Annotated in this window: 11 protein-coding genes; 7 read left to right on the top strand and 4 right to left on the bottom strand. The window is 71.6% G+C overall.

The features are described 5' to 3' along the window. Nucleotides 1-155: 155 nt before the first annotated feature. Complete coding sequence (locus ACQPZX_RS37620; protein ID WP_433366375.1) at nt 156-812, bottom strand: response regulator; 657 nt, start codon at nt 810-812, stop codon at nt 156-158. Then, on the bottom strand, nt 809-1,909 hold the full coding sequence (locus tag ACQPZX_RS37615; protein ID WP_433366372.1) for a histidine kinase: 1,101 nt from the start codon (nt 1,907-1,909) through the stop codon (nt 809-811). The genes ACQPZX_RS37620 and ACQPZX_RS37615 overlap by 4 nt, the downstream gene beginning before the upstream one ends. A 185-nt stretch (nt 1,910-2,094) precedes the next feature. On the opposite strand from ACQPZX_RS37615, the gene ACQPZX_RS37610 reads away from it, so the two are divergent. From ACQPZX_RS37610 to ACQPZX_RS37595, 4 genes are read left to right on the top strand one after another with little or no spacing between them, the layout of a single operon-like run. Next, entirely contained in the window at nt 2,095-2,403 is a 309-nt protein-coding gene (locus ACQPZX_RS37610; protein ID WP_433366369.1) for a DUF6223 family protein, read from the top strand. A 29-nt stretch (nt 2,404-2,432) separates the two neighbouring features. Beyond that, nucleotides 2,433-3,122, top strand: coding sequence for a response regulator transcription factor (locus ACQPZX_RS37605; protein ID WP_433366366.1), 690 nt, complete (start codon nt 2,433-2,435; stop codon nt 3,120-3,122). Further along, entirely contained in the window at nt 3,115-4,470 is a 1,356-nt protein-coding gene (locus tag ACQPZX_RS37600) for a sensor histidine kinase (RefSeq protein WP_433366363.1), read from the top strand. Before ACQPZX_RS37605 ends, ACQPZX_RS37600 begins: the two co-directional genes overlap by 8 nt. 34 nt (nt 4,471-4,504) lie before the next feature. Continuing rightward, a complete protein-coding gene (locus ACQPZX_RS37595) occupies nt 4,505-5,014 on the top strand; it encodes a hypothetical protein (protein ID WP_433366360.1) in 510 nt (169 codons plus the stop codon). 51 nt (nt 5,015-5,065) lie between these two features. Here the strand turns inward: ACQPZX_RS37595 and ACQPZX_RS37590 are convergent, their stop codons facing one another. Beyond that, nucleotides 5,066-5,842 (bottom strand): DUF5995 family protein, encoded by a 777-nt coding sequence (locus ACQPZX_RS37590; RefSeq protein WP_433366357.1) that lies wholly within the window; start codon nt 5,840-5,842, stop codon nt 5,066-5,068. Between the two features lie 157 nt (nt 5,843-5,999). After that, nucleotides 6,000-8,807 carry a helix-turn-helix transcriptional regulator gene (locus tag ACQPZX_RS37585; protein ID WP_433366355.1) on the bottom strand — a complete coding sequence of 936 codons (2,808 nt, stop codon included), beginning with the start codon at nt 8,805-8,807 and terminating at the stop codon, nt 6,000-6,002. A gap of 248 nt (nt 8,808-9,055) precedes the next feature. Here ACQPZX_RS37585 and ACQPZX_RS37580 point away from each other — a divergent pair, with 248 nt between their 5' ends. From ACQPZX_RS37580 to ACQPZX_RS37570, 3 genes are all read left to right on the top strand, one after another. After that, nucleotides 9,056-9,685: an adenylate/guanylate cyclase domain-containing protein gene (locus ACQPZX_RS37580; RefSeq protein WP_433366352.1), complete on the top strand. Its 630-nt coding sequence runs from the start codon at nt 9,056-9,058 to the stop codon at nt 9,683-9,685. Between the two features lie 158 nt (nt 9,686-9,843). Further along, entirely contained in the window at nt 9,844-11,913 is a 2,070-nt protein-coding gene (locus tag ACQPZX_RS37575; RefSeq protein WP_433366349.1) for a DNA gyrase/topoisomerase IV subunit B, read from the top strand. 13 nt (nt 11,914-11,926) lie between these two features. After that, the gene (locus ACQPZX_RS37570) at nt 11,927-14,449 is read left to right on the top strand and encodes a DNA gyrase/topoisomerase IV subunit A (RefSeq protein ID WP_433366346.1); all 2,523 of its coding nucleotides are present in this window, start codon (nt 11,927-11,929) and stop codon (nt 14,447-14,449) included. Nucleotides 14,450-14,626: the final 177 nt, after the last annotated feature.

Below are 14,626 nucleotides of genomic sequence, written 5' to 3'. Positions count from 1 at the left end.
AGAACGCCACGGTTCCGGTCCGGACGCCCCCTGCAACCCGTGCAAATCAGACACGCCCATTGACATTTGCCCGCCCGGAGCCGCACAGTGGAACGCAGATTGGAGAGCGCTCTCCAAGAATGCGGGGTGACCGGCGGGCCGCACCCTCCCGCCGGTCACCTCGACGACATGAGCCCCGACTGATAGGCGAACACGACGAGCTGCGCCCGATCGCGGGCGTGCAGCTTGGTCATCGCCCGGTTGATGTGCGTCTTCGCGGTCGTCGGGCTGATCACCATCCGCCCGGCGATCTCGTCGTTGGACAGGCCCTCCGCGACCAGCGCGACGGCCTCGCGCTCGCGGTTGGTGAGCGCGCCGAACGCCGGGCCGGGATCCGTCCGCGGCGGCTGGGTGACGTACCGGTCGATCAGCTTGCGGGTGATCGACGGAGCGAGCAGCGCGTCGCCGCGCGCCGCGACCCGGATGGCGTGCAGGAAGTCCTCCGGCTCGATGTCCTTGACGAGGAACCCGGCCGCGCCGGCCCGCAACGCGTTGAAGACGTACTCGTCCAGGCCGTAGTTGGTCAGGATCACCACGTGCACGTCGGCCAGGGAGGGATCGGCCGCTATCCGCCGGGTCGCCTCGATCCCGTCGACGACCGGCATCTGGATGTCGATCAGCGCGATGTCCGGCCGGTGCTGCCGGGCCAGCGCCAGGCCGGCGCTGCCGTCGGCCGCCTCGGCCACCACCTCGATGTCGTCCTCGACGTCGAGCAGCGCGCGGAATCCACTGCGGATCAACGGCTGGTCGTCCACGAGCAGGACCCGGATCACGACGTACGTCCCACCGGCAGCTCGGCGTGCACGCGGAAGCCACCCTCCCGGCGCGGCTCGGCGCGCAGGCGCCCGCCGAGGGCGGTGACCCGCTCGCGCATGCCGAGCAGGCCGACCCCCGGCACCGGCTCGGATGCCGGCGTGGCCCGGCCGTCGTCCTCGACCCGGATGGCCACCGCGTCGGGGCGGTAGTCGATCCGGACCGACGCCGAGGCGGCCGCGGCATGCCGGGCGATGTTGGTCAGCGACTCCTGGACGATCCGATAGCCGGTCCGGTCCACCGCCGCCGGCACGTCCGCGCGGCGGCCCTCGATCGTCAGGGTGGCGTCCAGGCCGGTCGTGCGGGCCCGCCGCACCAGGTCGGGAACGTGGTCGAGCCCGTACGGCGCGGACTTCTCGTCGTCGCGCAGCGCCTCCAGCGTCGCGCGCAGCTCGCGGGACGCCTCGCGGCCGGCCTCCCGGATCGCCAGCAGCCCTTCCGGCACCTCCTCGCCCCGCTTCCGCGCCAGGTGCACGGCGGCCTCGGCCTGGATCTTGATCACCGAGATCTGGTGGGTGAGCGAGTCGTGCAGCTCCCGGGCGATGTGCAGCCGCTCCTCGTCGGCGCGGCGCAGCGCGCTCTCCTCGCGGGTGCGCTCGGCCTCGTCGGCGCGGCGCTCGGCCTGCCGCAACGCCTCGCCCGCCGCGCCGGCCGCGATCAGCCAGGCCAGCTCCAGGACGCTCCGGGCTTGGGCGAACGCCTCGCCCGCGGGCAGGCCCGAGACCATGGCCGCGAGCGGAAGGGTGCCCAGCATGAGCACGCTCGCCGCGACGGTGGCCCAGCGGCGCCCGGCCCGCATCGCCGCGTACACCGCGATCAGGTAGGCGATCGCGAACACGTCGAAACCCATGGCCTGATAGCCCCAGGCGCACAGCCCGGTGATGACAAGGACGGCGACCGGGAAACGGCGGCGCGTGACGAGCGCCAGTCCGCCCACCGCCAGCAGCGCATAGCCCAGCAACCCGGCGCCGGTGGCCGGGCGGTGCTCGGCCGCCCCGGCGACCACCAGGATCGCCGCGGTCCCGGCGGCGATGAGCCAGTCGCGTGCCCTGCTCATGGCTGCACCCTAGCCGGACGCCCGCCCCGGGCGAGTCGTGCGAGCGAAGCAGCCCGTATACCGCGCGCGTGGTATCCGATACGCCGGCTACCGCGCGAACGGCAGCGCGAAGTGTCCGCGCCGGCACGACGCCCAGCGGCGGGTCCGGCGTACACGATCGGCGGCAACGAAGAGAGGAGATTCCCATGTACACCCAGCATCTGACCGCCGACCGCCTCGTGGCGACCTCTGCCGTCCTGGTGGCACTGGCCGGCGTGATCCTCGGCGCGCTCGCCCTGGCCCGAGGCGGCCGCCGGAGGTCGATGACCGCTCTGGTCGCCGGGGTGATCGGCCTGGTCGTCGGCGGGTTCGTGGTCGTCACCGCGGATGGCGGTCCCGGCACCGGCAACGGGATAGTCGGTGGGTATGTGGCCGTGGTGCTCGGCTTGGCCGCCGCCGTCCTGGGCGGCCTCGCCCGGCGCCGCACCGGTGGCCTTACGTTGCCCGAACACTGACGGGCGGCCGCCCCGGGCATGATGGAGCCGTGACCGACGCCCCCGCCAAGGGCCTGATCCTCGTCGTCGAGGACGAGCGCCCGATCGCCGATCTGGTGCGGCTCTATCTGAGCCGGGACGGCTTCGGCGTGCACGTGGAGCACGACGGCACCGCCGGCCTGGCCGCCGCGCGGCGGCTGCGGCCGGTGGCCTGCATCCTCGACATCGCGCTTCCGGGCCTGGAGGGGACCGAGATCGTACGGCGTCTGCGTGCGGACGGTGACTGGACGCCCGTCATCTTCCTCACCGCCCGTGACGACGAGGTGGACCGGATCCTGGGCCTCGAGATGGGCGGCGACGACTACGTGACCAAGCCGTTCAGCCCGCGGGAGCTGGTCACCCGGGTCAAGACGCTGCTGCGACGGGCCGGGGGACCGCCGGACGGCGACCGGCCCACGACGCTGGGCCCGATCACGCTGGACCCCGGCCGCCGTCAGGTGACGGTGAACAGCGCCCCGCTGAGCCTCACCCCGACCGAGTTCGACCTGCTCGGACACCTGCTCAAACGGCCCGGCCGGGTCTTCACCCGCGAGGAGCTGCTGGCCAGCGTCTGGGGTTACGCGTCGGCGGCCGGCACCCGTACGGTCGATGTGCATGTCGCCCAGGTGCGCGCCAAGCTGGGCGACGCGGCGTCCTTGATCCGCACGGTCCGCGGCGTCGGCTACACCGCCGATGCGTGACTTCTTCCGCACGCTGACCGGCCGGGTCGCGCTGGTCACGGCCGCGACCGCGGTGGTCGCGGTGATCGTGACGGCCCTGGTCGCGGTGCCGGTGGCGATCCGCTCGGTGAACACCCAGATCCGCGCCGAGCTGGTCGAGCAGAGCAAGATCGCGGTCGAGCTGCTGACCACCGAGAAGCAGGCGGCCCGCGAGCGCATCGTGATGGACCTGCGCGGCGAGGACGTCGAGGTCTATCTCGTACGCCGTGGCGTGGTCGACCGGTCCGGCCTGCCGCCCCGGGTGATCCAGCAGGTCGCCTCGGGCGCGCTGGTCAACACCCGCGCCCCGGTGGAGGGCCGCCCGTCGTTCATCGTCGGCCGTCCGCTGAGCGGCCAGCGCAGCGGCGTGATCCTCACCCGCCCGGTCGCCACCGGAACCGCCGCCCGGGTGCTCGGCAGCACCTGGATCGCGATGCTCGCCGGCCTGCTCGGCGGGATCCTGGCGGGCGCGCTGCTGGCGCAGTTCATCGTGCGGCCGATCCGGCTGGCCGCCGGCGCGGCCGCCCGTCTCTCCGCCGGGGACAGGTCCGTGCGCATCCCGCGCCGCGGGTCGACCGAGGCGGTCGACCTCGCCGACGCGATCAACCAGCTCGCTACCGCATTGCAGATCTCCGAGGGACGTGAGCGGGACTTCCTCTTGTCCGTCTCGCATGAGCTCCGCACGCCCTTGGCCACCATCAGGGGGTACGCCGAAGCGCTGGCCGACGGTGTGGTGGTGGACGAGGACGCCGCCAAGGCCGGATCCACGATGCTCGCCGAGGCCGAGCGCCTGGACCGGCTGATCTCCGACCTGCTCGTGCTCTCCCGCCTCGAGGCCGCCGACCTGCCACTCGACGTGGTCCCGGTCGACGTCGTCGAGCTGATCCGTGCGGCGGGGGAGGCGTGGGCGGCCCGCTGCGGGCCGGACGGGCCGCTGCTGCGGGTCCAGTTGCCCACCTCGCCGCTCGTGGTCGAGACCGATCCGGGCCGGATCCGGCAGGTGATCGACGGCCTGTGCGAGAACGCGCTGCGGGTCGTCCCGGCCGGCGCGCCGCTGGTGCTGGCCGTGCACGCCGGCCCGGACGCCGCGGTGATCGAGGTGCGCGACGGCGGTCCCGGCTTCACCGACGAGGACCTCGAGGTGGCCTTCCAGCGGGGTGCGCTCAACCGTCGCTACCGGGACACCCGCAAGGTCGGTAGCGGGCTCGGCCTGGCCCTGGCCGCGCGCCTGGTGGCCCGCCTCGGCGGCCGGATCACCGCCGGCCACGCGCCCGAGGGCGGGGCGATGTTCACGGTGGAACTTCCTTACCCTCCCCGAACATTGTCCTGACGCTCCCCACGCGTACGGGATGAAGGATTTTGCCATGAGACGAACCCTCTTGGCTCTCGGCATCGCCGGCGCGCTGGCCATCGGCGGCTGCGGCATCGGTGGCGGCGACACCGCAGCTTCTGAAAACGCTGCCTCCGACGTCGCGGACGCCGCGGTCGCGCTTCAGCAGGTCGGCTTCGAGACCGGACTGGCCGACGACCCGTCACCGGCGGCGGACGCGGGCAGCGGCGACGCCCCGCGCAAGACGCTGCGGAAGTACCTGCGCCGGAACACCCTGCACGGCGAGGTCACGATCCAGACCAAGAAGCAGGGCGCGAAGACGGTCGTGGTGCAGCGCGGCTCGGTCACCGCGGTGGCGGCCGACAAGATCACCGTGAAGTCGACCGACGGCTTCACGCTGACCTGGGCCTACGGCGAGAAGCTGCGGGTCGTGCAGGACAAGAAGACCGTCGAGAAGTCCGCGATCAAGTCGGGCGCGGAGATCGGCATCGCCGGCCTCAAGGACGGCGACGCCAACAACGCCCGGCTGATCGCGATCAAGTAGTGGGTGCCGCGGCCCGTCTCCCCCGGGACGGGCCGCGGCGCTCGGTAATGCCTACTGCAGGAACTCGCCCAGCGGGGAAAGCAGCAGCTTTCCGAGGTCGGCTGAGATCCGGTCGAGGTGGGCGCGCTCCTTGTCGGTGGCCGACATGTCGTGGCGCATGCCCCACAGCTTCTGCGCGTTGCGCCAGGCGACGTTGCGGGTGTACTCGACCGCCTCGCCCTGCCACCAGTCGTCGAGCCGGCCGTTCATCGTGTCGATCAGCAGCTGCCACTTGTCGAGGTACCCGCGGCGCAGGCCCGGGATCGCCTCCGCGAAGATCTCGTTGATCTGCAGGTAGTCGTGGTGCTGGTCGCTGTCGTCGATCGGGTCGGAGCCCAGGTGGTCGAACGTGGTCACCAAGGCGAACGGCAGGTCGAAGTTGATGTGCGCGTTCACCCCCGCGCAGGCGGCGGGCAGCGGCCGGCAGTCCGGACCGGGGATCCGGACGAACAGGCCGGACCAGACCCGCGGGCAGTGCGGGCTGGCGTCGGGGCCGGCCCAGGCGCGCAGCGCGTCGAAGTACCGCGCCGCGAACTCGACGTCGAGCCGGGCGAGGAACGCCGGATCCTGGAACTTGCCCGCGTAGAGACGCTCCAGCACGCTCTCGGTGATCGTCAGGTACAGCTTGTTGAAGTCGCAGAGCGGGTTCTCACCCAGCAGGGGCGGCACGCGGCCCAGGATGTCCTGCAGCTTCCTCAGCTGATCGACCACGGCGGGCACGTCGTCGGGGTGCGACTGCAGCAGGTCGGACATCTCCTGCCGCACCGGACCCCAGACCGACTGAGTCATCGGTTTCCTCCAGGTGCTGATCACTCGGAGGGCCCCCTAGCACCGCCCGGCGGCGGTGGCCGCCGGGCGGTGCTCCCCCGTAGGGGAAGCCTTCCACCGGCGGCCCGCGCAGGGATCGGTAGATCTACGTATCTCGCGTACGTAGATAACGAAAAGGTCACGCCGCGGTGAGATACACCCGGCTGGCCTGCACCCTTGTGCGTACCTGGAGTTTGTCGAAGATGTGTCCGACGTGTACGCCGACCGTTCGCTCGCTGATGAACAGCCGCTCGCCGATCTCCCGGTTGGTCAGGCCCTCGGCGACCGCGGCGAGTACCTCGCGCTCGCGCTGGGTCAGCACCGAGAGGCCGTCGTCCTGCTCGTCCGGCATGGTCATCGGCACGGTGTCGACGTCGTCGGCCAGCGCGACCTTGAAGCGCTGCGCGGTCGAGACGATCTCGGCGGCGAACGGGCGCGCGCCCATGGAGACCGCCGTCGCGTACGCCTCCCGCAGCGCCAGGACCGCCTGGGCCTTGCGGCTCTTGCGGCTCAGCGCCGCCTCGGCGCGGCGCAGCCGTGCGTACGCGGCGGGATAGGGCTGGTTGCGGCGGTCCCACGCGCTCGCGGCGCGCAGCCACGGCTCGGGGTCGTGCCGCTCCTCGACCCGGCTGATCTCGGCGTGGCACAGGTCGATGTAGCCGTCGATCACCGCTCGGACCGGGGTTGCGGCGCTGCCCACACCCTCGGCCATGCGGTCGACGACGGTGCGCAGGCGGCGGATCGCGCCCGGGTCGACCGGCTCGCCGGCCGCGCGGGCCTCGGCCTCGGCGCGCAGGCCGTGCCAGGCCAGCACGCCGAGCAGCACCAGGTCGTCGGAGCGGGTCTCGGTGAGTCCGCGCTGGACCGCGGCGCGGGCGTGGGCGTGCCGGCCCTGCCACATCGCCAGGCCGGCGCGCAGGGTCAGCATCGGCAGCACGTGCCGGGCGCCGCCGCCGGCGAGGAGGGTGGCCACGGCGTCGAGGTCGCGATGGGCCGCGTCGATGTCGCCGAAGCCCACCCAGAGGCGGCACCGGGCCAGCAGCAGCTCGACCGCGTCGGCGCCGGACGGCCGGTGGGCCATCGCGGCCTCGAGGACCTGGTCGGCCTCGGCCCACTGACCGACCCGGAACAGGCCGTTGCCGGCGATCGCCAGCAGGCGGGTCTGGTACGTGCGGCCGGCGCCCAGGGATGCCAGCCGCTCGGCGCCGCGTCGGGCGACGAGCACCCCCTCCTCGACGTTGTTGAGCGGGCCGGCCAGCAGCTCGGCCAGATGCAGATAGGCCACGCCCAGGTCGTCGGGGTGCCCGGAGCGCTCGGCGATGTCGACCGCGTGCCGGATCACCGCGAGGCCGGCATCGGGGTCCTCGCGGAAGGCCGAGCTGAAGCCGAGGGCGGCACTCGCGCGCACCAGATCCTGCGTGGAGCCCACGGCGGCCTGATCGAGGGCCTCGGTGGCCCGCTCGTACGCGTCGGCGTAGCGGCCCAGGTGCAGGAGCAGCTCGGCGAGGTTGGCCGCGGCCGAGACTCGCTGCTGCGGGGTGCAGTCGGGCGCGCGCAGGGCCAGCTCGTACTCCACCTCGGCGGTGGCCGAGCGGCCCGCGGCGGCCAGGTAGCGGGCGCGGCGCAGGTGCAGCTCGCACTCGGCCGGCGCCTCGGGGTGGCGGGCCAGCTCGGACAGCCGGTCGAGGGCGCGCTGGTGCTCGCCGCAGCGGTGGGCCGTCTCGGCGGCGTGCGAGAGAAGCTCTGTCCTCTCGGGGGCGTCGTCGCTGGTCAGGTCGAGTGCGAGAGACCAGTGACGATGCGCCTCGGTGTACCCGTACAGCTTCTCGGCGCTTCTTGCGGCCGCGACCACCGACGGCAGTGCGCGAGCCGGCTCGCCCGCCTTCTGCCAGTGATGAGCGAGACGGGCGTGATCGACAACGCCCCCCGCCTCCATCGCCTCCGCGTAGCGGCGGTGCAGCGCCGCCGCCTCGGCCGGCAGCACCTCGGCCTCGAGGATCTCGGCGACCAACCGGTGCCGCAGGCGATAGCCGTCGGTGGCGCTGGCCACGAACCGGTGCGCCACGGCGGCCCGGATCGCCTCGAGCAGCTCGTCCTCGGCAAGCTTGGTGACCTTGGCCAGGACCTGGTGGTCGACCGGCTCGACGCCGGCCGCGACCGCGTGCACCACCGAGTGCGCCGCCGGAGGCAGCTCGTCCACCCGGGACAGGAAGATCTCGCGCAGCGTGTCGGACAGCTCGACCCGGCCGTCGCGCAGGTCACGGGCCAGTTCCTCGGCCACGAACGGGTTGCCGCCGGAGCGCTTGAAGACGCGGTCGGCGTCCTCCGGCTCGATGCCGCCCGCGATCGCGTTGACCAGCTCGAGGGTCTGCTCGCGGTCGAGCGGGGCCAGGTCGACGACCTTGACCGAGCGCAGCCGGCGCAGCTCGGCCAGGACGCGGCGCAGCGGGTGGGCGCCGTGCAGCGCCTCGGCGCGCACCGCCGCCAGCACCGACAGGCGGATGCCGCCCAGGCCGGCGAGCAGGTAGAGCAGCAGCTGCCGGGTGCTGCGGTCGGCCCACTGGAGATCGTCGAGAACCAGGAGGAGGTGTTTGTCGCCGGCCACGGCGCGCAGGTCACGGCTCACCCGGTCGAGCAGCGCGTCGGCGCCGGCGGTCTGATCCCACTGCTGAAGATCCGGCTGATATTGCCGCAAGGCCTGAAGAACCGGATGCAAAGGGGACGCATCGCCGATATCGAGGCAGGTCCCGGACAGCACGGAGTAACCCGCGTCACCCATCGCCCGGGCGGTCTCCCGCAGCAGCCGGCTCTTGCCGACGCCGCTCTCGCCGGTGACGAACACCGCCGCTGTACCGCCAGGACCGACATTGCGCAGGTCGGACTGGACATCGGCAAGCGTGTCGGTGCGCCCGACAAGCGGACCGTCGTCCCCCTCGTCGCTGGCCATGCAGGGCAGCCTAATGCGAATCGACCTAGCACGTTCTCGTCGGTTCGGTCTGTTCTGCGTCACAAAAATGACGGGAGCCCCGGCTGTCAGAGATACGTCGTTCTGACGATCCAGAAGTGGACGGCGCCTGGCACCGTTCACACCCGGGGCAAGCAATGAGGTTTGTTCGCGACCTACCGGGAGTGAGCAGGCGACGGCGTCTCCACCGTCGCGAACAAACCTCATTTTGATCTGGGGGAGTGTGAGACATGACCGCGATCGCTATGGCGGAGCAGGAGCGGCGTCAGACAGTGACGGTGTTGTTCATCGACATCGTTGGTTTTACCTCACTAATAGATGATCTTGATTGTGCGGTGGTTCGCGCGTTGCAGCGGGACTACTTCTCCACCGTGTGCGACATCGTCCGCGAGGGCGGCGGAGTGGTCGAGAAGTACGTGGGCGACGCGGTCATGGCGGTGTTCGGGGCCGGACCGGGGGGGTTCGGTCCAGAGGCGGCCGCTTCGGCGGTACGGGTGGGCCTGTCGGTCCAGGAGGCGTTGAGGGGGCAGCTCCTGGCCGGCAGGTTCGCTGTACGTACCCGCGTGGGGCTCGCGACCGGCGACGTGATCGTCGACCTCGCGGCCGCCCGGGAGTTCGGGCACGGGATGGTCAGCGGCAGCGTGGTCTCGACGGCCGCGCGGCTGCAGGCGTACGCGCCGCACGACACGGTCGTCGTGTGCGCGGCGACCCAGGCGGTCACCGACGAGCTGATCGCCTATCAGGAGTTGCCGCCGGTGCGGGTGGCCGGCAAGCCGTACCCGCTCGACCTGTGGCGCGCGCTGCAGCCGCAGCGGGTCCCGGCCGGCAAGAGGCAACTCTGTGGGGTGGGTGCCGAGTAGGGGCGCTCGGCGCCCACCCTTCCGGGGTGTCGTGGCTCACCACCTGGGGTATATGCGGTTATTATCCGGGATCTTCGTGACCGCCTCTCGGCTCGGTGCCGAAGAAGTGTCGGAGGGTCCCGGTAGGCTCGCCGCGAATTGACCACCACCTAGGGCCGATGGGATGTGCCACCACCGTGACCGCGGAAATCCTGTACGGGGCTGACGACCTCACGCACCTCGAGGGGCTTGACGCCGTCCGGAAACGCCCGGGCATGTACATCGGCTCCACCGACAGCCGCGGCGTCAACCACCTGGCCAACGAGATCATCGACAACTGCACCGACGAGGGTGTGGCCGGCTACGCCACCAAGGTGGCCGTGATCCTGCACGCCGACGGCTCGGTCCAGGTCGACGACGACGGCCGCGGCATCCCGACCGACATCAACGCGAAATCCGGGCTCAACGGCGTCGAGCTGGTGCTCACCCGCCTGCACGCCGGCGGCAAGTTCGGCGGCTCGGGCTACAAGACCTCCGGCGGCCTGCACGGCGTCGGCGCCTCCGCGGTCAACGCGCTGGCGCTGCGCTTCGACGTGACGGTGAAACGCGACGGCAAGGTCCACGAGATCTCGTTCCACCGTGGCGCCCCCGGCGTCTTCGACGGCCCCGGACCGTCCTCCCGTTTTCATCCGGAGTCCGGCCTGCGCGTCGCCCGCAAGCTGAAGCGTGGCGAGCCCACCGGCACCTCGATCCGGTACTGGTACGACGCGCGGTACTTCGAGACCGGCGCCCGGCTCGACGCCGAGGCCGTCCGGGCCAAGCTGCGCAACACGGCGTTCCTGGTCCCCGGCGTGCTGTACACGCTGCGCGACGAGACCGCCGAGGAGCCGGTCACCGAGACCTTCCACTTCCCGCGCGGGCTCACCGACATGGTCGAGTTCCTCACCCACGCCGGCGACAAGCCGGTCTCCGGCATCCTGATGGTGACGGGCGAGGGGACGTACAAGGAGAACGCCGCCGACGCCAACGGCGTCATGCAGTCGAACGTGGAGCGCCGCGCCGAGATCGAGGTCGCCTTCCGCTGGGGTACGGGGTACGACCGCACCATCGAGTGCTTCACCAACACGATCCGTAACGTGCACGGCGGCACGCACCGTAAGGGCTTCGAGCGGGCGCTGGTGCGGGCGCTCACCGAGGCCATCCGCAACACCCGCGGCCTGCTACGCCCCAAGGAGGACCCGCCGGTCCTCGACGACCTACTCGAGGGCATGACCGCGGTCATCCACGTGCGGGTACCCGAGCCGCAGTTCACCTCGCAGACCAAGGACGAGTTGTCCACGGCCGGGGTCACCCGGGTGATGCAGTCGCTGATCGAGGCCCACCTCAAGGAGTGGGTCGACGGCCGCAAGACCAAGACCGAGGCGCGCACCGTGCTGCAAAAGGTGGTGGACGCCGCTCGCGTCCGCCTCACCCAGAAGCAGCAGAAGGACGCGGCCCGGCGCAAGACCGCCCTCGAGGGCGCGTCGATGCCGCCCAAGCTGGTCGACTGCCGGGCCACCGGCATCTCCCGCTCGGAGCTGTACATCGTCGAGGGCGATAGCGCCCTCGGCACCGCCCGGATGGCCCGCTCCTCGGAATACCAGGCGCTGCTGCCGATCCGCGGCAAGATCCTGAATGTGCAGAAGGCGTCGCTGCAGCAGGTGCTCGACAACGCCGAGTGCTCGGCGATCGTGCAGGTGCTGGGGGCCGGCTCCGGGCGCACCTTCGAGCTGCCGGCCATGCGCTACGGCCGCGTCATGATCATGGCGGACGCCGACGTCGACGGCTCCCACATCCGCACGCTGCTGATCACCCTGTTCGCCAAGTACATGCGACCGGTGATCGAGGAGGGCCGGCTCTTCGCCGCGATGCCACCGCTGCACAAGGTTGTCACCAAGGGGCGCAACTCCGAGACGATCTTCACGTACACGCAGCAGGAGATGGAGGCGACCGTCTCCCGCATCGAACGCGGCGGCCGGTCGGTGCAGAAGCCGGTGCCCCGGTTCAAGGGCCTCGGCGAGATGGACGCCGACGAGCTGTGGGAGACCACGATGAACCCGGCGACCCGCACCGTCCGGCGCATCACGCTGGACGACGCCGAGCGGGCCGAGGCCACCCTCGAGCTGCTGATGGGCGAGCGGGTCGAGCCGCGGAAGAACTGGCTGATCGAGGCGGCGGGCCGCATCGACGAAGAGACGATCGACGCCTGAGAGGTCATGTTTCATGGCACGCCGTAAGAACGAGAACAACCGCGTCGATCCGTCCGCGTTCGACCAGGCGGGCGCCCGGGTCATCGACAACCCGCTGACGACCGAGGTCGAGGATTCGTACCTGGAGTACGCGTACTCGGTCATCCACTCGCGGGCCCTGCCCGACGCGCGCGACGGCCTCAAGCCCGTGCACCGCCGCATCCTGTGGTCGATGTCCGAGCAGGGCCACCGCCCCGACCGGGCGTATGTGAAATCTGCTCGCGTCGTCGGCGACGTGATGGGTAAGTACCACCCCCACGGCGACGTCGCGATCTACGACGCCCTGGTCCGCCTGGCGCAGGACTTCTCGCTCAACGCGCCGCTGATCGACGGCCACGGCAACTTCGGCTCGCCCGACGACGGCCCGGCCGCCGCGCGGTACACCGAGGCGCGTATGTCGCGCGAGGCGATGCTGCTGGTCGGGGAGCTCGGCGAGGGCACTGTCGACTTCAAGGCCACCTACGACGGCAACGACCTCGAGCCCAAGGTGTTGCCGGCCGCGTTCCCCAACCTGCTGGTCAACGGCACCTCCGGCATCGCGGTCGGCATGGCGACCAACATGATCCCGCACAACCTCGGCGAGGTCGTGGCGGCCGCGCGGCACCTGATCACCAACCCCGAGGCCGACCTCGACACGCTGATGCGCATCGTGCCCGGCCCCGACCTGCCGACCGGCGGCCACCTGCTCGGGCTCGACGAGGTGCGCCGGGCCTACGAGACGGGCCGTGGCGTGGTGCGTATGCGGGCCAAGGCGCAGACGGGCCCGCTCGAGGGCGGACGCGGGCGCCAGGCGATCACGGTGACCGAACTGCCGTACGGTATCGGCACCGAGAAGATCATCGAGGCCATCACCGACGAGGTGAAGGGCAAGCTGATCGTCTCCGGACCGAAGCGCGGGCAGCGGCAGGCCGCCCGGCTGACCGGCATCGCCGACGTCAAGGACCTCACCGACCGCGAGCACGGCACCCGCCTGGTGATCGAGTGCAAGGTCGGCGTCAACCCGCAGGCCCTGCTGGCCGACCTGTACCGCCTGACGCCGCTGGAGAGCTCGTTCGGCATCAACAACCTGGTGCTGGTCGACGGGCAGCCGCAGACGCTCGGGCTCAAGGCGCTGCTCGAGGTCTTCGTCCAGCACCGCTACGACGTGGTCACCCGGCGCACGCTGTTCCGGCGCACCAAGCGGGAAGACCGCCTGCACCTGGTCGACGGCCTGCTCATCGCCCTGATCGACATCGACCGGGTGGTCGCCATCATCCGGGGCAGCGACGACGCGGCCGCGGCCAAGGCGGCGTTGATGCAGGAGTTCAGCCTCTCCGACATCCAGGCGACGTACATCCTGGACACCCCGCTGCGGCGGCTCACCCGCTTCGACCGGATCGAGCTCGAGACCGAGCAGGAGCGGCTGCGCAACGAGATCGCCGAGCTGTCCCGCATCCTCGACAACGAAGACGTGCTCAAGCAGCTCGTGTCCGACGAGCTGGCCGAGGTGGCGTCGGAGTTCGGGGCACCCCGGCGCACCACGCTGATCGGCGGCGACCTCAAGGAGGTGCTCGCCGCCTCCGCGCCGGCCGGCCCGCTCGAGGTCGCCGACGACCCCTGCCAGGTGATCCTCTCGGCCACCGGCCTGATCGCCCGCACGGCCGCCGAGAGCGAGGAGGCGCCCGAGGCGTCCCGCCGCCGCTCCGGCCGCGTCAAGCACGACGCCGTCCGCTCGGTGATCCACTCGACGGCCCGAGGCCGCATCCTGCTGGTCACCAACCGCGGCCGCGCCTTCAAGACCGACGTGCTGACCCTGCCGGTCCTCCCCGAGCAATCCGGCACGGTGTCGCTGCGCGGCGGCATGTCGGCCTCCGAGATCGTGCCGCTGGAAAAGGGCGAACGGGTGGTCGGCATCGCGCCGCTCGCCGACGGCAGCCCCGGCATCGCCATGGGCACCCGGCACGGCGTGGTCAAGGTGTGCTCCCCCGAGTGGCCGGTCCGCTCCGACGAGTTCGAGGTGATCACCCTCAAGGACGGCGACGAGGTCCTCCAGGCCACCTGGCTCACGGACGGCAACGAGTCGCTGGCGTTCGTCACGTCGGACGCGTCGATGCTGCGCTTTCCGGCCAAGACGGTGCGCCCGCAGGGCCTCAAGGGCGGCGGCATGGCCGGCATCAACCTTTCGGCCGACGCCGAGGTCATCGCCTTCAACGTGGTGAACACGACCGACACCGAGCACGGCGAGGTCATGGTGGTCACGTCCACCGGCACCCAGGTGAAGGTGACCCCGTTCGCGTCCTACCCCGCGAAGGGCCGAGCCACCGGCGGCGTCCGCGTCCAGCGCTTCCTCAAGGGCGAGTCCCGCCTGGCGGTGGCCTGGGTCGGCCCGCGCCCCATCGGCGCGAGCAGCACGGGCGACCCGGTCGAGCTCCCCGACACCGACCCCCGCCGCGACGGCTCCGGCGCCGCGGTCATCATGGGCCCGCAGATCATCGGCCACCTGATCGAACGAGGCTGACACCCGCGGTCGGGTGCCGACGCGGTCGGGTGCTGACGCGGTCGGGTGCTGACGCGGTCGGGTGCTGACGCGGTCGGGTGCTGACGCGGTCGGGTGCTCAGGCGCTCACGCGGCCGGGCGGGCACCGGCGGCGTGTGGCCGGGCGGGCACGGGCGTCTGCGCTGCCGGGCGCGCTCA

Origin of the sequence: Actinoplanes sp. CA-142083 (assembly GCF_050942195.1) — a bacterium.
Taxonomy (GTDB): Bacteria; Actinomycetota; Actinomycetes; order Mycobacteriales; family Micromonosporaceae; genus Actinoplanes.
This window is presented reverse-complemented; position numbering and strand designations above follow the sequence as displayed.